The organism is Methylosinus sp. PW1 (genome assembly GCF_000745215.1).
Lineage (GTDB): Bacteria > Pseudomonadota > Alphaproteobacteria > Rhizobiales > Beijerinckiaceae > Methylosinus.
Genome location: NZ_JQNK01000009.1, coordinates 395,908 through 419,061, shown reverse-complemented (window position 1 = coordinate 419,061; position 23,154 = coordinate 395,908). Strand labels below are relative to the sequence as shown.

At 65.1% G+C, this 23,154-nt stretch carries 19 protein-coding genes; 13 read left to right on the top strand and 6 right to left on the bottom strand.

All coding sequences use genetic code 11. The annotated features are described in order from the left end of the window. Position 1: 1 nt before the first annotated feature. The gene (locus K369_RS11310) at positions 2-607 is read right to left on the bottom strand and encodes a TIGR00730 family Rossman fold protein (RefSeq protein ID WP_036294925.1); all 606 of its coding nucleotides are present in this window, start codon (positions 605-607) and stop codon (positions 2-4) included. A 149-nt stretch (positions 608-756) separates the two neighbouring features. Here K369_RS11310 and K369_RS11305 point away from each other — a divergent pair, with 149 nt between their 5' ends. Both K369_RS11305 and uvrB read left to right on the top strand, forming a co-directional pair. Then, positions 757-2,667 (top strand): ABC transporter ATP-binding protein/permease, encoded by a 1,911-nt coding sequence (locus K369_RS11305; protein ID WP_036291225.1) that lies wholly within the window; start codon positions 757-759, stop codon positions 2,665-2,667. A 60-nt stretch (positions 2,668-2,727) separates the two neighbouring features. Beyond that, positions 2,728-5,247: an excinuclease ABC subunit UvrB gene (gene uvrB / locus K369_RS11300; protein ID WP_036291224.1), complete on the top strand. Its 2,520-nt coding sequence runs from the start codon at positions 2,728-2,730 to the stop codon at positions 5,245-5,247. 57 nt (positions 5,248-5,304) lie between these two features. Here the strand turns inward: uvrB and K369_RS26435 are convergent, their stop codons facing one another. Continuing rightward, positions 5,305-5,796, bottom strand: coding sequence for a hypothetical protein (locus tag K369_RS26435; RefSeq protein ID WP_156967855.1), 492 nt, complete (start codon positions 5,794-5,796; stop codon positions 5,305-5,307). A gap of 210 nt (positions 5,797-6,006) precedes the next feature. On the opposite strand from K369_RS26435, the gene K369_RS11290 reads away from it, so the two are divergent. From K369_RS11290 to K369_RS11260, 7 genes are all read left to right on the top strand, one after another. Continuing rightward, the gene (locus tag K369_RS11290; protein WP_036291219.1) at positions 6,007-7,098 is read left to right on the top strand and encodes an ATP-dependent RecD-like DNA helicase; all 1,092 of its coding nucleotides are present in this window, start codon (positions 6,007-6,009) and stop codon (positions 7,096-7,098) included. 57 nt (positions 7,099-7,155) lie between these two features. Continuing rightward, positions 7,156-7,587, top strand: a complete 432-nt coding sequence (locus K369_RS11285; protein ID WP_036291217.1) for a hypothetical protein — start codon at positions 7,156-7,158, stop codon at positions 7,585-7,587. A gap of 71 nt (positions 7,588-7,658) precedes the next feature. After that, a complete protein-coding gene (locus K369_RS11280; RefSeq protein WP_051949517.1) occupies positions 7,659-8,111 on the top strand; it encodes a MarR family winged helix-turn-helix transcriptional regulator in 453 nt (150 codons plus the stop codon). A 100-nt stretch (positions 8,112-8,211) separates the two neighbouring features. Beyond that, entirely contained in the window at positions 8,212-9,519 is a 1,308-nt protein-coding gene (locus K369_RS11275) for an SCP2 sterol-binding domain-containing protein (protein WP_036291216.1), read from the top strand. 329 nt (positions 9,520-9,848) lie between these two features. Beyond that, positions 9,849-11,144 carry an adenylosuccinate synthase gene (locus tag K369_RS11270; protein WP_036291214.1) on the top strand — a complete coding sequence of 432 codons (1,296 nt, stop codon included), beginning with the start codon at positions 9,849-9,851 and terminating at the stop codon, positions 11,142-11,144. A 32-nt stretch (positions 11,145-11,176) separates the two neighbouring features. Beyond that, entirely contained in the window at positions 11,177-12,403 is a 1,227-nt protein-coding gene (locus tag K369_RS11265) for a hypothetical protein (protein WP_036291208.1), read from the top strand. 81 nt (positions 12,404-12,484) lie between these two features. Next, on the top strand, positions 12,485-14,518 hold the full coding sequence (locus tag K369_RS11260; protein WP_036291206.1) for an NAD(+) synthase: 2,034 nt from the start codon (positions 12,485-12,487) through the stop codon (positions 14,516-14,518). A 325-nt stretch (positions 14,519-14,843) separates the two neighbouring features. Here K369_RS11260 and K369_RS11255 read toward each other — a convergent pair whose 3' ends face one another. The 4 genes from K369_RS11255 to K369_RS11240 form a co-directional block, all read right to left on the bottom strand. Further along, positions 14,844-15,536, bottom strand: a complete 693-nt coding sequence (locus K369_RS11255; protein ID WP_036294919.1) for an SDR family NAD(P)-dependent oxidoreductase — start codon at positions 15,534-15,536, stop codon at positions 14,844-14,846. A gap of 38 nt (positions 15,537-15,574) precedes the next feature. Then, positions 15,575-16,432 (bottom strand): CmcJ/NvfI family oxidoreductase, encoded by an 858-nt coding sequence (locus tag K369_RS11250; RefSeq protein ID WP_036291199.1) that lies wholly within the window; start codon positions 16,430-16,432, stop codon positions 15,575-15,577. A gap of 73 nt (positions 16,433-16,505) precedes the next feature. Then, a complete protein-coding gene (locus K369_RS11245) occupies positions 16,506-17,624 on the bottom strand; it encodes a GGDEF domain-containing protein (protein ID WP_245278178.1) in 1,119 nt (372 codons plus the stop codon). 227 nt (positions 17,625-17,851) lie between these two features. Continuing rightward, the gene (locus K369_RS11240) at positions 17,852-18,523 is read right to left on the bottom strand and encodes a CDP-alcohol phosphatidyltransferase (RefSeq protein ID WP_036291194.1); all 672 of its coding nucleotides are present in this window, start codon (positions 18,521-18,523) and stop codon (positions 17,852-17,854) included. A gap of 170 nt (positions 18,524-18,693) precedes the next feature. Between K369_RS11240 and K369_RS11235 the strand changes: the two genes are divergently transcribed. The 4 genes from K369_RS11235 (at position 18,694) to K369_RS11220 (ending at position 22,999) form a co-directional block, all read left to right on the top strand. Beyond that, the gene (locus K369_RS11235) at positions 18,694-19,530 is read left to right on the top strand and encodes a transketolase (protein WP_256380985.1); all 837 of its coding nucleotides are present in this window, start codon (positions 18,694-18,696) and stop codon (positions 19,528-19,530) included. Then, positions 19,530-20,474, top strand: coding sequence for a transketolase family protein (locus K369_RS11230; RefSeq protein WP_051949219.1), 945 nt, complete (start codon positions 19,530-19,532; stop codon positions 20,472-20,474). The genes K369_RS11235 and K369_RS11230 overlap by 1 nt, the downstream gene beginning before the upstream one ends. Beyond that, on the top strand, positions 20,471-21,577 hold the full coding sequence (locus tag K369_RS11225; protein WP_051949218.1) for an NAD-dependent epimerase/dehydratase family protein: 1,107 nt from the start codon (positions 20,471-20,473) through the stop codon (positions 21,575-21,577). The genes K369_RS11230 and K369_RS11225 overlap by 4 nt, the downstream gene beginning before the upstream one ends. 348 nt (positions 21,578-21,925) lie before the next feature. Continuing rightward, entirely contained in the window at positions 21,926-22,999 is a 1,074-nt protein-coding gene (locus K369_RS11220; RefSeq protein WP_245278177.1) for a polysaccharide biosynthesis/export family protein, read from the top strand. The last annotated feature ends 155 nt before the right edge of the window (positions 23,000-23,154 follow it).

Below are 23,154 nucleotides of genomic sequence, written 5' to 3'. Positions count from 1 at the left end.
ATCAAAAATGCTTTTCTATTGCCGTCTCTTCGCCTTCACTCTTGGCGACGCGCGTCGCGCGCAGCATGGGGATCACATCCTCTATGCGTTCGGCGACCATATAGCGCACCTCATAGCCAGGGCGGATGAAGCCGGCGTTGTGCATATGCGCGAAGAGCGAGAGAAGCGGCTTCCAAAAGCCGCCTATGTCGGCGATGACGAGCGGCTTGCTGTGGCGGCCGAGCTGAATCCAGGTCAATTGCTCGGTCAGCTCCTCGAGCGTGCCTATGCCGCCGGGCAGCGCCACGAAAGCGTCGGACTTTTCGAACATCAGACGCTTGCGCGTATGCATGTCCGGCACGACCTCCAGCTCGGTGACGGAGGAGAGCGCGATCTCGCGCTCGTCGAGAAAGCTCGGAATAATTCCAGTGACCTTGCCGCCCTGCGCCAGAGTGGCGCGCGCGACGGAGCCCATCAGGCCGCAGGAGCCGCCGCCGAAGACGAGCTCCATACCTTCGCGCGCCAGCGCCGCGCCCAGCGTTTCCGCAGCATGGGCGTAGATCGGATCATCGCCGGTGGAGGAGCCGCAATAGACGCAGACACGTTCGATTTTTCGAATGTCGTTCATTTTTGCTTGATGGCCCGCCGGTGTGGCCGCGTCAAGGCCGGTGGATGTCGCCGGCGTGAGCGCGGCGCTCGTGCGTTCGCACTTCAAACCCCTTATATGAAAGCCAGATGTCATAGCGGCGCCTCTGTGCGAAGGATCGGAAGAGGGTGATGCGACAGGTCGATAGCGAAGAAGAACAGGTTTCGGCGCAAGTTTCATTACATGGGGCGGTCGAGGCGCAGGAACAGCCGCTTCGGCGCGATTCCATCGTCGCGACCATTCGCAACCTCTGGCCCTATATATGGCCGAAAGGCCGCCGCGACCTCGAGCGGCGCGTGCTGATCGCGCTCGCTCTGCTGCTCGTCGGAAAATTGGTGAACATGGCTGTTCCTTTCGCCTTCAAATGGGCGGCGGACGGCCTCGCTTCGGACGCCGCCGTTCCGACGATCCTCGGCGGCGCCGTCGGCTTCACCATTCTCTATGGCGTGCTGCGCGCGCTCTATGCGCTGCTGACGCAGGCGCGCGACGCGCTTTTCGCGGCCGTCGCCATGCACGCTGTGCGGCGTCTCGCCAATCACGTCTTCGTGCATATGCATCAATTGTCGCTGCGCTTTCACATCGGCCGCAAGACCGGCGGCCTGACGCGCGTGCTGGAGCGCGGCCGCGACGGCATAGAGACGCTCACGCGGCTCGTGATGTCGACGGCGGTTCCCACAATCGTCGAGTTCGCGCTCGTCGTCGGCGTGCTCGCCGTGCAATTCGATTGGGATTATGCGCTGGTCGCCATGGCGACGATCGCCGCTTTTCTCGGCTACACGCTCATCGCCACCAATTGGCGCATCGCCATCCGACGCTCGATGAACGAGAGCGACGTCGACGCCAATGTGAAGGCGATCGACAGCCTGCTGAACTATGAGACGGTGAAATATTTCGTCGCCGAGCGGCGCGAGGCGGAGCGCTATGACAAATCCATGGCGATCTATGAGAACGCCAGCATACGCTCCTACATATCGCTCGCGCTTCTCAACGCCGGACAGGCGGTGATCTACACGATCGGCTTAGCGGTCATGATGGTCCTCTGCGTGCAGGGCGTGCGCAGCGGGCGCAACAGCGTCGGCGATTTCGTGCTGGTCAACGCCATGATGATCCAGCTCTATCAGCCGCTCAATTTCATGGGCACGCTCTATCGCGAGACGCGGCAGGCGATCGTCGACATAGAAAAAATGTTCGCCATTCTGTCGCAGCAGCCGGAGATCGCCGATCGCCCCGGCGCGCAGGACCTCGAGGTGCGGGAAGGGCGCATCGTTTTCGATGACGTCGTCTTCGCCTATGACAGCAAGCGGCCGATATTGCAGGGCGTGAGCTTTACCGCGGCACCCGGCGCGACCATCGCCATCGTCGGCCCCTCGGGCGCGGGAAAATCGACGATCTCGCGGCTCATGTTCCGCTTCTACGAGCCGCAGGCGGGGCGCATCACCATAGACGGGCAGGATATTTCCGCCGTCACCCAGCGCTCGCTGCGCGAGGTGATCGGCATGGTGCCGCAGGATACGGTGCTGTTCAACGACAGCATCGCCTACAACATACGCTATGGTCGCTGGGACGCGAGCATGGAGGAGGTGCGCGAGGCGGCGCGTCTCGCGCAGATCGACAGCTTCATCCGCTCGCTTCCCGACGGCTATGAGGCGCAGGTCGGCGAGCGCGGGCTGAAGCTCTCGGGCGGCGAGAAGCAGCGCGTCGCCATTGCGCGCACGATTTTGAAAGGCCCGCCGCTGCTCATTCTCGACGAGGCGACGTCGGCGCTCGACAGCTTCACCGAGCATGAGATTCAAGAGGCGCTGGCGCGCGTCTCGCGCGGCCGCACGACGCTGGTCATCGCGCATCGCCTTTCCACCGTCGTTGATGCGGATGAAATTCTGTTCCTCGATCGCGGCCGAATCGTGGAGCGCGGCGCGCATCAGCAATTGCTGGAGAAGAACGGCGCCTACGCCGCTATGTGGCGTCGCCAGCGGCAGGCGGATGAGGAAGGCTCGCCGCGCGCGGGAGCACAAGAATGGGCGGAGGCCGAGGAGCCGGCGTGACCGGCGAGGCGGATCGCTTTTCGCTTCCAAAAGCGCGATTCCGGGGCCATATTCGCGGCCATGGCCTCTCCTCCGAAAAAGCCCAAAAACCCCGCGAAGCCGACGCGCGCCAAGGCCGCCAAGCCCGAGGTGTCGCCGATCGCGCCGCATCTGCAGGCGTTGCTCAATCCGGGCCTCGCCGAGCGACAGGCTGGCTTCGAGGAGGCGCCGCAGGCGGCCTATGACGCCGGCGCGGTCGATGGTGAGCTTGTCGACAGGCTCGATCTCGGCGGGGCGGGCGGCGTTTCGGCGACGATGGAGAGCCTCGAGCAGCTGCTGAAGCTCGGCGATCCCAATCTGCGCGAGAAGAAGCCCTGGACGCCGCATCGGCCGGAGCGGCCGCAGAAGAGCGAGGGCGGCGTCAAATTCGATCTCGTCTCCGATTACGAGCCGCGCGGCGACCAGCCGCAGGCGATCGAGGAGCTGGTCGCCGGCATAGAGGCGAATGAGCGCGATCAGGTGCTGCTCGGCGTCACCGGCTCCGGCAAGACCTACACGATGGCGCAGGTGATCGCGCGCACGCAACGGCCGGCGCTGGTGCTGGCGCCGAACAAGACGCTCGCCGCCCAGCTCTATGGCGAGTTCAAGAGCTTTTTTCCCAATAACGCTGTCGAATATTTCGTGTCCTATTACGATTATTATCAGCCCGAGGCCTATGTGCCGCGCACCGACACCTACATCGAGAAAGAATCCTCGGTGAATGAGCAGATCGACCGCATGCGCCACGCCGCCACGCGCTCGCTTCTGGAGCGCGACGACGTCATCATCGTCGCTTCGGTCTCCTGCATCTATGGCATAGGCTCTGTCGAAACCTATACGGCGATGACCTTCGGCGTCAGCCTGGGCGAGAAATTGGAGCAGCGCCAGCTCGTCACCGATCTCGTCGCTCTGCAATATCGCCGCATCGGCTCCGATTTCACGCGCGGCACGTTTCGCGTGCGCGGCGATACGGTCGATATTTTCCCGGCGCATTATGAGGACCGCGGCTGGCGTATCTCCTTTTTCGGCGATGAGGTGGAGTCGATCTGCGAGTTCGATCCGCTGACCGGCAAGAAGACGCAAGACCTGGAATTCGTGAAGGTCTACGCCAATTCGCATTATGTGACTCCGCGCCCGACGCTGCTGCAATCGATCAAGGCGATCAAGGACGAATTGCGCGGACGGCTCGGCGAGCTGAACAATGCTGGTCGTCTCGTCGAGGCGCAGCGATTGGAGCAGCGCACGCGCTTCGATCTCGAGATGATGGAGGCGACCGGCTCTTGCGCCGGCATCGAGAATTACTCGCGCTATCTCACCGGCCGCAAGCCCGGCGAGCCGCCGCCGACTCTGTTCGAATATCTGCCCGATAACGCCATCGTCTTCGCCGACGAGAGCCATGTGAGCATTCCGCAGATCGGCGCCATGTACAAGGGCGACTTTCGCCGCAAGGCGACGCTCGCCGAATATGGCTTTCGCTTGCCATCCTGCATGGACAATCGCCCGCTGCGTTTCGAAGAGTGGGACGCGATGCGGCCGCAGTCGGTCGCCGTCTCGGCGACGCCGGGCAATTGGGAGATGGAGCGCACGGGCGGCGTCTTCGTCGAGCAGGTCATTCGCCCGACCGGCCTCATCGATCCGCCGGTGGAGATACGTCCCGCGCGCTCGCAGGTCGATGATCTGCTCGGCGAGGTGAAGGCGGTGAGCGACGCGGGCTATCGTTCGCTCGTCACCGTGCTGACGAAGCGCATGGCCGAAGACCTCACCGAATATTTGCACGAGAATGGCGTGCGCGTGCGCTACATGCATTCGGACATAGACACGATCGAGCGTATAGAGATCATTCGCGATCTCAGACTCGGCGCCTTCGACGTGCTCGTCGGCATCAATCTTCTGCGCGAGGGTTTGGACATTCCCGAATGCGGCTTCGTCGGCATTCTCGACGCTGATAAGGAAGGCTTTCTGCGTTCCGAGACATCGCTGGTGCAGACGATCGGCCGCGCTGCGCGCAATGTCGACGGACGCGTGATCCTCTATGCAGATCACATCACCGGCTCCATGCAGCGCGCCATGAACGAGACCGATCGCCGCCGCGCCAAGCAGCAGGCCTATAACGCCGAGCACGGCATCACGCCGGCGAGCATCAAGCGTGATATCGCCGATATTCTCGGCTCGCTCGCCGAGCAGGATCATGTGACCGTGGACGCCGGCCTCTCCGAGCTGGCGCCGGGCCACAATATGCAGGCGACGCTCGCCGATCTCGAGAAGCGCATGAAGGCGGCCGCCGCCGATCTCGCCTTCGAGGAGGCGGCAAGGCTGCGCGACGAGATTTCCCGCCTGCAACGCGCCGAGCTTCTCGCCGAGGCCAATCCGCTGATGCGCCCGCGCGGGCGGGGAGGGGAGGCGCCCGCGCTCTCCGGCACGCGCGCCCGCAAGCCGACCGACGCCGATATGGGGCCGCATAATTTCGGCGGCGGCGAAGCGCGGCCGCTGTCGCGTCCCGCGCCGCGGTCGATGGCGGGCAAGGCGGGCACGAAAGTGGTGAAGGGGAAGCTGAACAAATAGCGAAGTTGGTGAAGGGAAAGGCTAGAAAGGCTATCTCTCGTTCGTCTCCCTTATTGGTCAGGTTGAAAAATCGCAAACAATTTCGCCGTTGGATCCCTTGGGAATTTTGGCGGAATGACCAAAAGGAGCGCTCTCCGGGTCCGCCTTTAGAGCGCGGTCGGCCGCCGAAACTTCGGTTCCGAAAACACGAAGCACAGCGGAACGCGGTTCCGAGAATCGAATTCGCCATTGCTGTACGCCGTTTTGATTTCCGACTGCGAATTCCAGTTCTCGCAATTTGAGGCCGTGCCAAAGTCCGTCCAGCGGAACGACGACCTGGGTATATTCGCCTCTATTGACGGATCGCGCCTTGCCGACTCCAGCTCTTATTTCGAGGGGAATTGTTACACGAACCGACTGGTTCACTTGCGTGTTCTTGGATTCTGCGTCATTGCCGTAGCGATCTCCGATATTTCTATGGAGAGTCACGAAAGCTTGTGATTGACGGCATCTCGCCGCGTTGTCGAAGAACGTGTCGAAATCGACGGGGTCTGCGTGCAGAGGGGTCACAAAAAGGATAGCGATCCCGCACCATAGACTTCGCATTGATGGCCTCAATCTATTTTTGTCGAACCTGAACGATTTGATTTTCCGTGGGCCGGCTTGTCAAGGGGCTCGCGGGCGCCGCATTCTGCGCGCGGGGCTGTTCACGACACTTGCGGCGGCCCGCGGCTTTCGTCATCCTGTCGGCCCGATCATCCGCGAATCGTCAAGAACCCCATGCCCGTCTGGACCAACGAACAAGAGTGCGCGCTCTCGGCCGTCGCCGCATGGCTGAAGGACGGAAAGGCGCAGCTGTTTCGTCTGTTCGGCTATGCCGGCACGGGCAAATCGACGCTGGCGCAATATATCGCCGAGAGCGTCGATGGCGATGTCGCCTTCGGCGCCTTCACCGGCAAGGCGGCGTTGGTGATGCGCTCCAAGGGGTGCAAGGACGCGCGCACCATTCATAGCCTCATCTACCGCGCCACCGATACGGAGACGGAGGAGCCGGCTTTCGAGCTGAACGAGGACAGCGACGCGGCGAAAGCCAAGCTCATCATCATCGACGAATGCTCCATGGTCGATGAGGAACTCGGCCGCGATCTTCTCTCCTTCGGTAAGAAAGTGCTGGTGCTGGGCGATCCGGCGCAATTGCCGCCGGTGAAGGGGGGCGGCTATTTCACCGAGGCCGAGCCCGATGTGATGTTGACGGAAGTGCATCGACAGGCGGCGGACAATCCGATCGTGCGTCTCTCCATGATTATTCGCGAGGGCGGACGGCTCGATTATGGCGTCTATGGCGAGACGCAAGTGGTGCGGCGCGACGCGCTCGATCCTGCGCTCGTCACCAACGCCGATCAGGTGCTCGTCGGGCTCAATCGCACGCGCCGCGCCTATAATAATCGCCTGCGGCAATTGCGCGGCTTCACGGGCTCGCTGCCGCAATCGGGCGAGAAGCTGGTCTGCCTGCGCAATAATCGCAAGAAGGGCCTGCTCAATGGCGCGCTGTTCAAGGTGAAGAGCGCCGGCGCTCTGCGGCGCGGCAAAGTGCGTCTGCTCGTCGAGCCAGAGGAGACGGCGGGGAAATTCCAGCGCGTCGGCGTGCTGCCGCAATTCTTCGAAGGCGGCGACGCCGACATTCCTTATGCGCAGCGCAAGGATACGGACGAGTTCGATTTCGGCTATTGCCTCACCGTGCACAAGTCGCAGGGCTCGCAATGGGACGATGTCGCGCTGTTCGACGAGTCCTTCGCCTTTCGCGAGCATCGCGCGCGCTGGCTCTATACGGGCGTGACGCGCGCCGCGCGCAAGCTGACGGTGGTGACATGATTTTATCGCGACGCTCGCGATGATGGATGGGCGGCTCCTCATAGAGGACCAGATGCGATGGTTTTGTCCGAGGACGATGCGATCGAGCGGCTCGCTTCGAAAGTGATCGATCGAAGCCTGCCGAAGGTGGAATGGACACATGCGGCGCATTTCGCGACGGCGCTATGGCTTTTGCGGAACCGGCCCGACCTCGCGACGCCCCTGGAAATCCGCGAAATCATAACGCGCTACAATGAGGCGACGAGCACGGCCAACACGGATTCCGGCGGCTATCACCACACCATCACGCTCGCTTCGATGCGGGCTGCAGCCGAACATTTGCGCGCTCACTCCCCCGACGCGCCGCTTCATGCGGTGCTTCTATCCCTCATGGCCTCGCCGCTCGGTCATTCAGACTGGCTCCTGTCCTATTGGAGTCGAGACGCGCTGTTCAGCGTCGCCGCACCGCGAGCGTGGGTCGAGCCGGACCGCGCGCCATTGCCGTTCTGAGCTTTCGCTCATCTATGGCGCAGACGCTCGCGGTTGACTGCCCGGCAGATAGGGGCATATACATCTTTCCTATGAATGAGCCTGATCCGGCCGAAGTGAGAGCCTGCGCGCAAAGCTGCGCTGTCGCCAATGTGCGACGCGCGGCGCGCGCCGTCGGCAAGCTCTATGCGGAGAGTTTTTCCGGGCTCGATCTCGAGCCGACGCAATATTCGCTGCTCGTCGCCTGCTCGCTGGCGGAAGGTTGGACGGTCAGCAAGCTCGCGGAGGTTTTCGTGCTGGATCGCAGCGCGCTCGCGCGCAATCTGGCGGTGATGGAAAAGCGCGGGCTCTTGCGCGTGAAGGCGGGCGAGGATCGCCGCACGCGCGAGGTGACGCTGACCAAGCAGGGCCGCGCCACGCTCGCCATCGCGCTGCCGCTTTGGCGCGCGGCGCAGACCAAGACGGAAGAGAAATTCGGCGCCGAGAGACTGGCGCATCTCGTCGGGGAATTGCGCGCGCTCGCCGCCGCCGTTCAGGACGATTGATGCGTAACTTTGTGAAATAGAGCGCGCCTGAAGGCTCGCGGTCCAGTTTTCGTGAGGCGCGCGCATCGCATGGCTCACGCGCAAAAAGGGGCATATGCACATGTCTATGCAGGCTCATGAGATCGCTTCGCCGCCGCTGGCGCGAGAGCCATTCGAGGCGCGACGCTTGCGCGAGATGGCGCTTTCCGCCGGCGCGGATGATGTCGGCTTCGTCTCCATCGACGATCCGGCGATCGCTTTCGAGCGCGCGGAGATTCTCGCCGCCTTTCCCTATGCGCGAACGCTCGTCTCTTTTGTGATGAGGATGAATCGCGAAAACATCCGCAGCCCGGCGCGCTCGCTCGCCAATGTCGAGTTTCACCGCGTCGGCGACGAGACCGATGCGGTGTCGCATCGGCTGACGCGAATGCTCGAGGATATGGGCCTGCGGGCGGCCTATCCCGCCATGGCCTTTCCGATGGAGGCGGCGCGCTGGCCCAATAAAATGTGGGTGATCTCGCATAAGCCCGTCGCCGTCGCCGCCGGGCTCGGCAAGATGGGCGTGCATCGCAATGTCATTCATCCGAAATTCGGCAATTTCATTCTGCTCGGGACGATGGTCGTCGATGTCGCGCTCGACAGCTATTCGCGCCCGCTCGATTATAATCCCTGCCTCTCCTGCAAGCTCTGCGTCGCCGTCTGTCCGACGGGCGCGATAGCGCCGGACGGCGGCTTCGATTTCGCCGCCTGCTACACGCATAATTATCGCGAGTTCATGGGCGGCTTCATGGATTGGGTGGAGACGATCGCCGATGCGAAAAGCGCCGCCGGCTATCGCGAGAAGGTCGAGGACGCGGAGAGCGTCTCCATGTGGCAGAGCCTCGCCTATGGGCCGAATTACAAGGCCGCCTATTGTCTCGCCGTCTGTCCGGCGGGCGAGGACGTCATCGGCGCCTATCGCGGCGATCGAAGCGGTTTTCTTCAGAGCATCGTCGATCCGCTGAAGAAGAAGGAGGAGACGATCTATGTGACGCCGCATTCGGACGCCGAGGATTATGTGAAGCGCCGCTTTCCGCACAAGCGGGTGAATCGCGTCGCCAATGGCATGCGCGCCGCCTCCATAGCGAGCTTCGCGCGCGGCCTGTCGCTGCGGTTTCAGAAGAAGCGCGCGGCCGGCCTCTCGGCGGTCTATCACTTCGCCTTCAGCGGCGCGGAGCGTAAGGACCTCACTGTGACGATCGCGAATGGCCGGCTCGAGGTCGGGGAGGGGCTGATCGGTGAGGCCGATCTCAGCGTCCGCGCCGATACGCTGACCTGGCTGCGTTTTCTGCGCAAGGAGAGGAGCCTCTTATGGGCGCTCGCCACGTTCAAGATCAGGCTGCGCGGCGATCCGCGGCTGCTCGCGGCCTTCGGCAGATGTTTCCCGTGAGCGCGCGCTCTGGTTACGAAAATTTCATGCGGCGACAATGTCGAGGCAATGCGAGAGGCGCGATTATGCTCGCAGAAGACAAGCGACTTGTATTTCGCCTTCGTCTTCTGACAGCCGATCCTTCGCTCCCGTCCCCCTCGAGCCTCCCCTTGCCCCGGTGTCCCGCGCCGGGGCTTTTTTTTTGAGGCCGGGCGCAAATCGATCGCGGCCGCGAGGCGGCCGCCTTTGACCCGCCCCTCGCTTTGCGCTAAAGGACTGCCGTAACGAGCCCCGGCGTTACCCGCCGGGGCTTTTTCTTGGGCTCACGCGAGAAAGCAGACTGAAGCGCCATGGCGAATGTAGTCGTGGTCGGCGCCCAATGGGGCGACGAAGGCAAGGGCAAGATCGTCGACTGGCTCTCGCTCGAGGCAGATGTGGTGGTGCGCTTCCAGGGCGGCCACAACGCGGGCCATACGCTCGTCATCAATGGCGTGACCTATAAGCTCGCGCTGCTGCCCTCGGGCATAGTGCGGCCGGGCAAGCTCTCGGTCATCGGCAATGGCGTCGTCGTCGATCCGCATTTTCTCGTCGGCGAGATCGAGCGTCTGCGCGAGCAGGGCGTCGAGATCGGCCCGGACAATTTCAAGATCGCCGAGAACGCCCCGCTCATCCTCTCGCTGCATCGCGAGCTCGACGCCTATCGTGAGGAGGCGTCCGGCAATGGCGTGAGGATCGGCACCACCAAGCGTGGCATCGGCCCCGCCTATGAGGACAAGGTCGGCCGCCGCTCGGTCCGCCTGATGGACCTCGCCGAGCCCGATACGCTGGACGAAAAAATCACTCGCCTGCTCGCGCATCACAATCCGTTGCGGCGTGGACTCGGCTTGGCCGAGATCGAGCCGGCGAGCGTGCGCGACGAGCTGCTCTCCGTCGCGCCCAAGGTTCTGCCTTACATGGATGCGGTGTGGGAGCTGCTCGAGGATCTCCGCCGCGCCGGCAAGCGCATTTTGTTCGAAGGCGCGCAGGGCGTGCTGCTCGATGTCGACCACGGCACCTATCCTTATGTGACCTCCTCCAACACGGTCTCCGCCTCGGCGGCCAGCGGCTCCGGCCTCGGACCGGGGGCGATCGGCTATGTGCTCGGCATCGCCAAAGCCTATACGACGCGCGTCGGCGGCGGGCCTTTCCCGACCGAGCTCCATGACGAGATCGGCACGCTGATCGGCGACCGCGGCCATGAGTTCGGCACCAACACCGGTCGTCGGCGGCGCTGCGGCTGGTTCGACGCCGTGCTGACGCGCCAGGCCGTGAAGACCTCCGGCATCGACGGGATCGCCCTGACCAAGCTCGACATTCTCGACGGTCTCGAAACGATCGAGGTGTGCACCCATTATCTTTTGGACGGCGTCCGCATCGATCGCCTGCCGGCCTCGCAATCGGCGCAGGCGCGGGTCGAGCCCGTCTATGAGACGATCGAGGGATGGCGGGGAACGACGGGCGGCGCCCGCTCCTGGGCCGATCTCCCGGCCCAGGCGATCAAATATGTGCGCCGCATCGAGGAATTGATCGGCGCTCCGGTCGCGCTCCTCTCCACCAGCCCAGAGCGCGATGACACGATTCTCGTGCGTAATCCTTTCGAGGATTGACGGGAATCGCCCGAGGTGGTCTTAGAAGCCCCATGGCCGACTATTATTCGCTGCTCGCTCGCGCGGTCGCCGCTCTGCCGCAATCTGCGCCTCAGACGCGGCAGGCGGTCTATGAACGGGCTCGCAAGGCGCTGTTCAACCAGCTTCGCAGCATTCAGCCTCCCGTCGCCGAGGAGGACATAGAGGCCGAAGGCCGCGCTTTGGACGAGGCCATCGCGCGCCTCGAGCTCGAGGTCGTCCGCGAGCAGACCGGGCGAGAGCCCGTCGCCGCGCTGGCGCCCAAGGAGAAGCGCGCTCCCGAGCCGGAGAAGAAAGAGCCGGTCAAAAGCGTAGAGCCCGTCGTGGCGGAGCCCATAGACGCCGAGCCGAAACCGGAAAAGCCTGTCCCCGCCGAGAAAGCGCCGGCCGAGAAGCCGGTGGAAGAGGCGCCGACGCAGCCGCAGCGGCCTCCCGCGCCGCTACCGCCTCTACCGGAGCCCACCAGCGTCTCGCGCCGCGTCATCGTCATCGGCGGCGTGCTCGCCGCCGTGGTGGCGCTGGTCGCCGTTCTGGCGCTGCAATTCCGCGAGCGGCCGGAGGATCTCGCCAAGCTGCAGCCGGAACCTTCCGCCGTTGAGAGCGGCGAGGGCGGCAAGCTGGCCGATCGCATCGGCGGCGAGAGCGACGCGTCGCCTCCGCCGTCGCGCGCGCCTTCGGAGCAGCGCAGCCAGCCGGTCGCCGTCGCGCAAAAGGCCGAGCTCTGGGTCGCCGCGCCGGAAGAGGCCGCCAAGGTCAAGACCTACCCCGGAACCGTCGTTTGGCGGCTGGACAGCATGCCGGCCGGGCCGGGCGAGCCGGTCTCGCCGGCGATCCGCGGCGAGATCGATTTCCCGACCGCCAAGCTGAAGACGACGATCGTCATTCAGAAGAATCTCGATCCGACGCTCTCGGCCTCGCATACGGTGAATCTGTCTTTCAATCTCGGGCCGGGCAATGAGCTGAAGCGCATAAAGGCGATCGGCCCGATCCAGATGCGCCGGCCGGAGGCGCAGTCGGGCGAGCAGGTCGCCGGCGTTCCCGTGCCGATTACCGACAACGCCTTTCTCATCGGCCTGCTGCGCGGCAATCGCGAGGCGCGCAATGTCGTGCTGCTGCGCTCCCCCATGGTCCTCGATCTGCCGTTGCAGCTCGAGGATGGCCGCGCGGCGACGATCTCGCTGGAGAAAGGCCCCGGCGGCGAGCGCGTCTTCGCCGATGCGCTGGACGCTTGGACGAAATAATCTCGCCGAAACCAATCTCCGTGAATTAGGCGCGCCGCCGCGCCTTCACGCCATGGCCGCCGCGGCCCTATAATCGCGCGCATGACGCATCCTTTCTTCTCGCTCCATTCGCATGGCTTCGTTCGCGTCGCCGTGGCCGGCCCGCGCACGCGCGTCGCCGATCCCGCTTTCAATGTCGCACGCACGATCGACATGGCCCGCGAGGCGGACGCCAAAGGCGCGTCGCTGGTTCTTTTCCCCGAGCTCGGGCTCAGCTCCTACGCCATCGACGACCTCCTGCATCAGACCGCGCTGCTGGACGCCGTGGAAGCGGCGATCGGGCGATTGCTGGAGGCGAGCCGCGCATTGCAGCCGCTGATCGCGGTGGGCGCGCCGTTGCGCTGGCGCGGGCGCCTCTATAATTGCGCGGTGATTCTGCGGCGCGGCGAGATTCTCGCCGTCACGCCGAAAATCTATCTGCCCAATTATCGCGAGTTCTACGAGAAGCGCCATTTCGCCTCCGGCGCCTTCATCGCCGGCGAGGAGATGGAGATCGCCGGCCAGACCGCGCCTTTCGGCTCCGACATTCTGCTGGAGGCGAGCGATTTTCCCGGCCTCGTGATCCATACGGAAATTTGCGAGGACGTCTGGGTTCCGATCCCGCCCTCGACGCGGGCGGCGCTCGCCGGCGCGACCGTGCTGCTCAACCTCTCGGCCAGCAACGCCATTGTCGGCAAATCCGATTATCGCGCGACGCTCTGCTCGGCCCATTCGGCGCGCTGCCTTTCCGCCTATCTCTATTCGGCCGCGGGGCAGGGCGAATCGACCACCGATCTCGCCTGGGACGGCGAGGCGATGATCTATGAGAATGGCGCGTTGCTCGCCAAGGCGAAGCGCTTCGCCGATGAGCCGCAGCTCATTCTCGCCGACATCGACTTAGGCAGGCTCGCGGCAGAGCGCATGCGCCAAGTCACTTTCGGCGATTGCGCGGACATAGAGGCTGGCGCCACCAGCTTTCGCCGCATCGCCTTCGAGCTGCATGCGCCGCGCGACAAGAATCTCGGCTTGCTGCGCGAGGTCGCGCGCTTTCCCTTCGCGCCGGACGACGAAGCGCGCCTCGCCGAGCTCTGCTTCGAGGCCTTCAACATTCAGTCGCACGGCCTGCGCCAGCGGCTCGCGGCGGCGAATTTTCAGCGCCTCGTCATCGGCGTTTCGGGCGGGCTCGATTCCACGCATGCGCTGCTCGTCGCCGTCACCGCCTTCGATGCGCTGGGCCTGCCGCGCGAGAATATTCTCGCCTTCACGCTGCCGGCCTTCGCCACCACCGACCGCACCAAGGCCAACGCCTGGCGGCTGATGCGCGCGCTCGGCGTCTCGGCCCAGGAGATCGATGTGACGGCCGCCTGCCGGCAGATGCTCGAGGACATCGGCCATCCCGCCGCGCGCGGCGAGCCGCTATATGACACGACATACGAGAATGTGCAGGCCGGCGCGCGGACCTCTCTCCTGTTCCGCCTCGCCAATCGGCACGACGCGCTGGTGCTGGGCACGGGCGACCTCTCGGAGATCGCGCTCGGCTGGTGCACTTATGGCGTCGGCGATCAAATGTCGCATTACAATGTCAACGCCTCAGTGCCGAAGACATTGATCCAGCATCTCATTCGCTGGTGCGCGCGCGACGCCCATTTCGGCGCCGAGACGGTCGCCGTGCTGCGCGACATTCTCGACACGGAGATTTCGCCGGAGCTGGTGCCGGGCGCGAGCGTGCAGCGCACGGAGGATATCGTCGGCCCTTATGCGCTGCAGGATTTCAATCTCTTCTACACGACGCGCTACGGCTTCGCGCCGTCCAAGACGGCGTTCCTCGCCTTTCACGCTTGGAGTGACGCCGCAGCCGGCCGCTGGCCCGTCGATGTTCCGGCTAACGAACGCCACGCCTATGACGTCGAGGAGATCAAGCATTGGCTCGGCGTCTTCGTGCGCCGTTTCTTCGCGACGAGCCAGTTCAAGCGCTCGGCTCTGCCCAATGGGCCGAAGGTCAGCTCCGGCGGCTCGCTGTCGCCGCGCGGCGACTGGCGCGCGCCGAGCGATTCCAGCGCCGCCGCCTGGCTCGCGGATGTAGAAGAGATTCCCTGAACCGATCGTGCGCCTCGCCGGCGCATGTGCGTCGGCGAGACCTGAGTGAGGCGGGGCTGCGCAAGAAACGAACGCTCGCAGGCCCTCCGAACGACTGCTCGGGTCACATATTCGCGAAAGCGGTGATCGCGGCAGTGACGGCGGCGCAGGTCGCGACGATCGATAGGATAGCCGTAATCGTGTTCATGAGCGCTTTCCCCATTTTATTCGTCGTTATGGGGACGAGCGGCCGCTCCTCGCGGGCGCTCGCCCTGGGTCGACGGCTCACGTTAACACGCCCTGGTCCACTTTGCGACATTTTGTCGCGCCGCAGATTCAGCTTTTGTCAAAATTTCTCGCACCATGGCCGAAGCTCGACCTCGAAGGACCAGGCGCTGCGCTTTTGGCGCAGGAGATCGACATAGGCGTCGGCGATGGCGTCCGGCTCGAGCGTCGCATCGGCGGGATCGACGCGGCCGGCGTCTCGAATCACGCCGTCTATGACGATATGGGCGACATGCACGCCCTTCGGCCCCAATTCGCGCGCCGCGCTCTGCGCCAGCGCCCGCAGCGCGAACTTGCCCATGGCGAAGGGGGCGGAGATTGCATAGGCCTTCAGGCTCGAGGTCGCGCCGGTGAAGAAGAGCGCGCCGCGTCCGAGCTTCTCGAAGCGCTTGGCCGCCTCGCGCGCGACCAGAAACCCGCCGAAGGCGTTGACGTCGAAGGCGCGCCGCACCGCCTCTGGATCGAGCTCGGCGAGCGCGCCGCGGATGCGCGCGCCGGCGTTGTAGACGACGACGTCGATCTCTCCGAGCTTCGCCTCCGCCGCCTCGAACAGCGCCGCGACCGAGGCCGGATCAGTGGCGTCGGCGGCGAAGCCCTCGGCGCCGGTCGCCGCCGCAAGGGGGGCGAGCCGCTGCGCGTCGCGGGCGACGACGCCGACCTTCAGCCCGGCGGCGGAAAAGCGCCGCGCCAGCGAGGCGCCGACGCCGGGGCCGGCGCCGATGATGAGCGCGGCGCGATAGGGAATATCGTTCATTTTTCGTCCTCGAGGCTCGGCCGCATGCGCGGCGAGGGTCATTCGTCGAAAGCGACGAAGCAGCGCAGCTCTATGCTCTCGCGGGGGCGGGCGTTCTGCGGCGTCGCCGGATCGTCGAAGGCGGTGTGAGGCGAAAAGCGCGCCACATCGGCGCGGGAATCATAGCATTTGAGCAGCAGAACCTCGCCGCGGCGCATGCGCGGATAATAGAACCAGCGCTGCTGCGGCGAATAGGCGAGGGCGTAGGTCTCGCCGCGCCGGTCGCGGAAGACGAGATCGCAGGCGACGAGATCGCCGGGCGCGACGCTGCGGGCGTCGCAGACGGCGAGCGGCGCGTCCTCCACCGGGCCGAACAAGGGTCGCCACACATTGATGATGGCGAAGCGCGGGCGCGAGAAGCGCTCCGCGGCATCCCCCATGATCTCGCGCAGGCGCTTGGGCGCGGATTGGAGCGTCTGATCGACATGGACGCGGCCCACGGGCTCGCGCGGCGCGCCGTCGACGGAGCGCCGAAAGCTCAGCGGGCCGGGGCGCATCCGCTTGCGCAGCGTATGGTCGAAGATATGGACCTCGCGCGCGCCGAGCGCCTCCTTCAGCAGCGCCTCGGTCTCGGGATAATAGATCGCGCGCAATTGCGCCTCGCTCCAGAAATCCTCGACCATCGTCGGCGCCGCGAGGAGCTGGAATCCTTCGCGATCTATGGCGGCGTCGGCAGCGTGGCGACGCGCATCGGAGATGCTGGTCTGCTGCGGCAAATATTCGCCGCTCTGCCAGCCGGCGCCCGGCGGCGGCTCGAATGTGTAGGAGACCGGCTTGGTTCCGGTCGGCTTCAGATAGAAAAGCTCGGCGATCGTCGCCGCGCTGTCGGCCGGAGCGCCGGAACGGCTCGTCTCCATGCTCGTCGCCTTCGGTGGGAAAAAAGCGCCTCGCGCGCCTCGCAGGATAAATCTACCAGTCTGGTCGAAATATTCAACGGGGCGAGAGGTCGGAGTCGACGGTGACGATGTTGCGGCCGCGCGATTTGGAGACATAGAGCTTGGCGTCGGCGCGCTGGATCAGATTCTCGGCGCTCTCATTGGGCGCCAGCTGGGCGACGCCGAAGGAGGCGGTGATGCGGCCGATCGGCGCGCCGCCCTTGATCGCCCATTTCTTGGTCTCGAATTCGGCGCGAATGCGCTCGGCCGCCATTTTCGCCTCGGCATAGGAGACGGCGGGCATGATGATCGCGAATTCCTCGCCGCCATAGCGCGCGACCGTGTCCTTCTCCTCGACATGCTTGGTCATCGTCCTGGCGAAGTTTTTCAGCACCTCGTCGCCGATGAGATGGCCGTGGCCGTCGTTGATCTTCTTGAAATGATCGATATCGGCCATGATGAGGCTCAAGGCGCTGTCGGACGAAGCCGCGATCTTCGCCTCGCGCGCCAGCGTCTCGTCGAAATGGCGGCGCGTGAAAACTTGCGTCAGCGAATCTCGGACATTGAGCTCCTGCGTCTCGGCCAGCTCGGCGCGCAATTCGCTGATCTGCCGCTGCGAGTCCTCGAGCCGGCGCTGATGCTCCTCGGTCTCGCGCAGCATCTTCTGATTTTCGGCGATCAGCAGCACGATGGCGGCGCGGATCTGATCCGGGCTCGTCGTCGCGGTGAGCTCCTTATGGCCTTTCACAAGGGCGGCGGAATAGGTCTTGTTGCTGTCGAGATGCGAGCGCACCAGAGTGAGAATCGTTCCGAGCTCGCTGTCGATCAGCCGCCGCGTCTTGGCGAAATCCTCCGGCGCTCCTGCCGCCGCGGCGCCGGCGCGCCCCGAGCGCGTGACGATCTCCACCACGCGCGGCGTTCCCAGCACGACGCCGATGAAGGAGACGGAGATCAGCGCCAGATTGCGCGCCAAGGCGAGCGGCTCATGGGCGATGCGAAAGCGCTCGCCGGAGGCGCCGTCCGCCGTCGTCTCCCAATTGTCGAGCGACCAAGACCAGAGCGAGGAGGGGTCCGGCGCCGAGAAAAAGCCGGCCCGGCTCAGAGCGAACATGCCTGCAGCCGCGACGAGCGCGCTGCCCGCGACCAAAGCCCAGCTTCTCGAATCGAGTTTCATCTTGGTCTGTCTCTCCCGTCTCGGCGGCCGAGACATCTCTATTCACATCGTCGCGCCAAATCGGCCGACGTTTCGCCGGCAGGCCGCGAATCACAATTATCTCGGGAACTATTTTCCTCGCTCTTGGGCAGGCGTCCATAGCGACGTTCACGCCGGCGCGCGACGACTTTCGCGCCAGAGCCTGCATTTTTCGAGGAAAATGGAGGGCGTGCGGCGGGCGGCTGGGCTCAGACGCCCCGGCCGCTCTCGTCCATCGCGACACGGCGCGCGTCGGAGAGCGCCTTGATCGCGAGCCCGCAAATGGCAAGGCCCGCCAAAATCATGATGGCGGCGTCGAGCCGGGACACGCCGACGTCATTGGTCTCGTCTATTCCCATGGCGTGGGCGGCGAAGGGCCAGAGCGCCATCAGCAGGCGAAACTCGGTCGCGCCGAGGCCGATATAGGCCATTTGCTGAACGTGGCGGACGATCGCGCGAATATAAGTATAGGCCGAGAAGAGCAGATAGCAGATCAGCACGACGAAGGCCGACTCGATCGACAAGAAGGGCGAGGCGCCGAAGGCGACGATCAGCAATATTTGCGAGAAGAGATCGAATGTGTGCTCGACGAGGCCGAGCTGCGGATCGGCGGTCTTGCGATGCTGCGCCAGCCGGCCGTCCAGCGCCGCGCCGAACCAGTTGAGGAAGACACCGAGCGGAATCAAGGGCATCCACAGCGCCGACCAGCGGCAGCCGACGAGCGCCATGGCGGCGACGCAGGCGCCGAACAATCCGATGCGGGTCAGCTGCAGAGGCGTCACGGATTCCGGCAGCTCGATCACGATCGCGCGCACGAGCCTTTGTTCGGCCGGAGCCAGAAAGCTCTGATAATGCCCGGCTTTATGATCGGCGGTCTTCATGTGCGACGCACTCCGCGGTTGCCTCCGCCAGATCAATTGCGCTTCGGACGATTTTATCATTGTCGCATATCGTCGTCGGCGCGCAAGTCCGAGCGAGAGTCGCCGGCCTTAAGCCAAGCGTTAACCTTTCGAAAGGCATAGTGGCCGCGAAAATGGCGAGGACATGACCGATGGCGAGAGCAGGCTCGGCGCGGGGCCGGAAACATTCGCCCCTATCGCATGACGACGTAGCGGCGGCTGCGCGTTGCGCCGCGGCGCGGCGGCGCGTCATTTCCATGTCTTATAGCGCCAATTCGGCTCATCTCGGCTCCTCGCTCGGCGTCGTCGAGATTCTCGACGCCGTGCTCGCCGTCTCCGATTTGCGTCCGGCGACCGCCAGCGCGGCGGACCGCGATCGCGTCATTCTCTCCAAGGGCCATGCGGCCATGGCCTATTACGCCGCGCTAGAGCAATATGGACTCGTCGCGCCGAGCCTGCTCGACGCCTATCTGCAGAATGGCACGCCGCTCTGGGGCCATGTCGGCCTCACCGAGGCGGTCCCGGCGATCGACGCCACCAGCGGCTCGCTCGGCCATGGCCTATCGCTGGCGGCGGGCTTTTCGCTCGGCCATCGTCTGCGCGGCGGCGATCATCGCGTCTTCTGCATTCTCTCCGACGGCGAATGCGACGAGGGCTCCACCTGGGAGGCGGCGCTCTTCGCCGGAGCGCGCAAGCTCTCCTCGCTCACCGCCATCGTCGATTACAACCACATTCAATCGCTGGCGCCGACGAAAGAGGTGATGGACCTCGAGCCCTTCGGCGCCAAATGGCGCAGCTTCGGATTCGAGACGATCGAGCTCGACGGCCATGATTGGGCGGCGCTGGTCGCGGCGCTCGAGCGGCCCGGGCGCGGACGTCCGCGCGTCATCCTCGCCCATACGGTGAAGGGCAAGGGCGTCGCCCGCATAGAGAACACCGTCGCCTCGCATTACAAGCCGGCGCTCGCCGCCGATCTGGAGCTCGCCTGATGCGCAAGCGGATCATCGAGCTCATCGAGGCGGACGCCAGCGTCGATCCCAGAATCGTGTTTCTGACCGGCGATCTCGGCTTCTCCTTCGTTGAGCCGCTCGAGCAGGCGCTCGGCGAGCGCTTCGTCAATATGGGCGTCGCCGAGGCCAATATGGTGTCGGTCGCCGCTTCGCTGGCCGCCAGCGGCTTTCGGCCTTTCGCCTATTCCATCGCGCCCTTTATGACGGCGCGCTGCCTCGAGCAGATTCGCAACGACATCTGCTATCAACGCCGCGCCGTGCGGCTGATCGGCGTCGGCGCCGGCTTCTCCTACGGCACGCTCGGTCCGTCGCATCACGCGCTCGAGGACGCCACGATCATGGCGGCGCTGCCCGATCTCATCGTCGCCAATCCGGGCAACGCCGCCGAGCTCGATCGCTGTTACGCGGCGCTGCTCGACGATCCGCGCCCCGCCTATTTCCGCATCGCTCGCGAGAGCGGCGCCTCTTATGGCGCGCCGATCTTCTCGCCGCAGACGGCGGCTTTCGCGGCGCGCCGCGGCGCCGATGTTACTTTGGCGGCGAGCGGCGGCTCGGTGACGCAATGTCTCGCCGCCGCGGAGGCTTTGGCGCGGGAGGGGATCGAGGCCGCTGTCGTCAGCGTTCCGATCGTTCAGCCTTTCCCGACGGAGGCATTCGCCGCGCTGCTGACCGGCGCGCCGGTCGTGTCGGTCTTCGAGGGCTATCGCGGCAATCCGCTTTCAATCGGCGTCATGGAGACGCTTCTCGCGCGCGGGATGGGCGAGGCCTTCGTCGATCTCACCGCGCCGCAGGCCTTTCCGAGCCTCGTCGGCGACACGGAGACGCTGCGCCGGCGCGCCGGGCTCGATCCCGCCGCCATCGCCGCGCAGGCGCGCGCGCTCATCGCCGGCCGCGACGCCCGCAAGATCGGAGCGCGCGCATGAATGCGGCTCCCGATGGCGCGCTTTTGCTGAATCATCCGCTCTATCGCGCGGATATCGCCGATATTCTCACCGCCGATCTGCCCTGGGAGCGGCTCGCCGGGCGCACCATTCTCGTGACCGGGGCCAATGGCTTTCTGCCGGCGATGATGGTCGACACTCTTCTCGCTCTCGCCGAGAGCCGCCCCGACATCGTCCCGAATGTGCTGGCGCTGGTCCGTTCGCGGGAAAAGGCCGAGCGCCGCTTTCGCGCGCATCTCGACAATCGCGCTCTGACGATCGTCGAAGGCGATGTGGTGGAGCCCTTCGATCCGCCCGGCGCGGTCGATATGATCGTCCACGCCGCCAGCCAGGCGAGCCCGCGCTATTATGGAGTCGATCCGGTCGGCACGGCGGCGCCCAATGTGATCGGGACCTCGCGCCTGCTCGATCTGGCGCGGCGCAAGAACGCCTCCCGCTTCCTCTATTTCTCCAGCTCCGAGGTCTATGGCGCGCTGCCGCCGCAGGCCCAGCCGGTGGAGGAGACGGTCTTCGGCCGGCTCGATCCGGCGACGCAGCGCGCCTGCTACGCCGAGTCGAAGCGCATGGGGGAGACGCTCTGCGTCGCCCATTGCGTGCAATATGGGACGCAGGCGGTCATCGTGCGGCCCTTCCATACTTATGGGCCGGGCATGCGGCTCGACGACGGCCGCGTCTTCGCGGATTTCGTGCGCGACATTGTGACGGGGCGGGACATCGTCCTCAATAGCGACGGATCGGCCGAGCGCGCCTTCTGCTATCTCGCCGACGCCGCGCGCGCCTTCTTCGCCGTGCTGCTGAATGGCGAGGCCGGCCATGCCTATAATGTCGGCAATGGCGAGGCGGTCGCTTCCGTCCGCGGGCTCGCCGAGACTTTGGTCGGCCTCTATCCCGAGCGCGGCCTGTCGCTGCGCTCGAGCGTTCCGCTCACCGGCTATCTGCCGAGCGTGGTTCAGCGTTCCGCTCCGGACACGACGCGGCTGGAGACGCTGGGATGGCGTCCGCGCATCGGCATCGCCGAGGGATTTCGGCGCACCATCGATATCTACAACGATATTTTTACGGACGCCGCCGTCGCGGCCGCTTGAGCGCTCCCTCACGAGCAAAGTCCTCCGATCGGTCGGAATTCGCGCCGGAAATCCGAACTCCTTCCGCGAGAGCCGATCTCGAGGCGCCTGCATTTTGTTAACCATAGGCTGTAGCGAACTTGCCACAGCCGGGCGATAAAGAGCCGGCGCGGCGCGTCGGGCCTTGTGTTCGCCAAAGAGACGGGGTCATTTGGGCGCGCGGCGAAGCTTCGGGAGCGGCTCGGAGCATTGGTCGGGGGCGGCGTGGTTTTGAAGACGCTTCGTATTTTCGGGCTTGTGTCGGTTTCGGCGGCCCTGCTTTCGGGCTGCAGCCTGCTTCCGGGCAGCGGCCCTTCGGGCGATGCGGTGATGACCGCCGGCGTGCCGAGCGAATCGCAGCCGGAGACGGCTTTCGCCCTCGTCGAGATCGACGGCCAGGTGGTGGCGGCGTTGGCCAAGCATGGCGCGCCGGGCCTGCGCGGCTCCTTCGGCGATTATCGTCCGCCGGCCTCGCAGCCGATCGGGGTCGGCGACACGCTGCAGATCACTCTATGGGAGGCGGCCGCGGGCGGCCTCTTCTCCTCGCCGGCGACGGATCGAACCAGTCCGGGCTCGCGCTCGGCGGCGATTCCCGATCAGACGGTGGGGCGCGACGGCTCGGTGACGGTTCCCTACGCCGGGCGGATACAGGTCGCCGGCCGCACCCAGCAGGAGGTGGAGGCGGTCATCATCGATCGGCTGCGCGGCAAGGCGATCGAGCCGCAGGCGCTGGTCAATGTGTCGCGCAACATCAGCAATACGGCGACGGTGACGGGCGAGGTGACGCAGGGCGCGCGCGTGCCGCTGACGCTGCGCGGCGACCGCGTGATGGACGTCATCGCCCAGGCCGGCGGCTTTCGCTCGCCGGTACACGAGACCTTCGTCAGCCTGACGCGCGGCGACCGCACCGCGCGCGCGCCGATCCAGGCGCTGCTCGCCAATCCGCGCGAGAATATTTTCGTGCGTCCGGGCGATGTGCTGACGGTGGAGCGGACGCCGCAGACCTTCACGGTCGCCGGCGCGACCGGGGCCAACGCCGTCGTGCCTTTCGACGCGCGGGGAATCACTCTGGAGGAGGCGATCGGCAAGGCCGGCGGCCTCTCCGATCAGCGCGCCGATCCGAGCGGCTTGTTCGTGCTGCGTTACGAGCCGACGGCGGTGATCGCCGATTACCCGACCGTTTCGCCGCTGCTGGCTTCGCAACGGCTGATTCCGGTCGCCTATCATCTCGACATGCGCAATCCGGCGTCGCTGTTCACGGCGCGGCGATTCGCGATGCGGGACAAGGATATATTGTATGTGTCCAATGCGCCTGTGACCGAGATCGCCAAGGCGTTCCAGCTCGTCTCCATGCTGACGCAGCCGGCGATTCAGGGCGCGGCGGTCGGCGCTGCGGTGAAGTGACGCAGCCGGACTTGTCCTCTCCGAATTCAACCGTAAGGGTGGCAATAACGGTTGACGGAGGGGGTGGGCGCGGGGCAATCTCCCGGGCGCCGATATTGCAGTGCAAAAAAGAGTCGTGATCCCGGCGAGAGTTTCGCGGTCGCGACGGTGGGCTT

Coding starts and splice junctions, on each gene's coding strand:
- K369_RS11310 (WP_036294925.1), bottom strand. CDS start 607: ATGAACGACATTCGAAAAATCGAACGTGTCTGCGTCTATTGCGGCTCC.
- K369_RS11305 (WP_036291225.1), top strand. CDS start 757: ATGCGACAGGTCGATAGCGAAGAAGAACAGGTTTCGGCGCAAGTTTCA.
- uvrB (WP_036291224.1), top strand. CDS start 2,728: ATGGCCTCTCCTCCGAAAAAGCCCAAAAACCCCGCGAAGCCGACGCGC.
- K369_RS11290 (WP_036291219.1), top strand. CDS start 6,007: ATGCCCGTCTGGACCAACGAACAAGAGTGCGCGCTCTCGGCCGTCGCC.
- K369_RS11285 (WP_036291217.1), top strand. CDS start 7,156: ATGGTTTTGTCCGAGGACGATGCGATCGAGCGGCTCGCTTCGAAAGTG.
- K369_RS11280 (WP_051949517.1), top strand. CDS start 7,659: ATGAATGAGCCTGATCCGGCCGAAGTGAGAGCCTGCGCGCAAAGCTGC.
- K369_RS11275 (WP_036291216.1), top strand. CDS start 8,212: ATGTCTATGCAGGCTCATGAGATCGCTTCGCCGCCGCTGGCGCGAGAG.
- K369_RS11270 (WP_036291214.1), top strand. CDS start 9,849: ATGGCGAATGTAGTCGTGGTCGGCGCCCAATGGGGCGACGAAGGCAAG.
- K369_RS11265 (WP_036291208.1), top strand. CDS start 11,177: ATGGCCGACTATTATTCGCTGCTCGCTCGCGCGGTCGCCGCTCTGCCG.
- K369_RS11260 (WP_036291206.1), top strand. CDS start 12,485: ATGACGCATCCTTTCTTCTCGCTCCATTCGCATGGCTTCGTTCGCGTC.
- K369_RS11255 (WP_036294919.1), bottom strand. CDS start 15,536: ATGAACGATATTCCCTATCGCGCCGCGCTCATCATCGGCGCCGGCCCC.
- K369_RS11250 (WP_036291199.1), bottom strand. CDS start 16,432: ATGGAGACGAGCCGTTCCGGCGCTCCGGCCGACAGCGCGGCGACGATC.
- K369_RS11245 (WP_245278178.1), bottom strand. CDS start 17,624: ATGAAACTCGATTCGAGAAGCTGGGCTTTGGTCGCGGGCAGCGCGCTC.
- K369_RS11240 (WP_036291194.1), bottom strand. CDS start 18,523: ATGAAGACCGCCGATCATAAAGCCGGGCATTATCAGAGCTTTCTGGCT.
- K369_RS11235 (WP_256380985.1), top strand. CDS start 18,694: ATGGCGAGAGCAGGCTCGGCGCGGGGCCGGAAACATTCGCCCCTATCG.
- K369_RS11230 (WP_051949219.1), top strand. CDS start 19,530: ATGCGCAAGCGGATCATCGAGCTCATCGAGGCGGACGCCAGCGTCGAT.
- K369_RS11225 (WP_051949218.1), top strand. CDS start 20,471: ATGAATGCGGCTCCCGATGGCGCGCTTTTGCTGAATCATCCGCTCTAT.
- K369_RS11220 (WP_245278177.1), top strand. CDS start 21,926: ATGACCGCCGGCGTGCCGAGCGAATCGCAGCCGGAGACGGCTTTCGCC.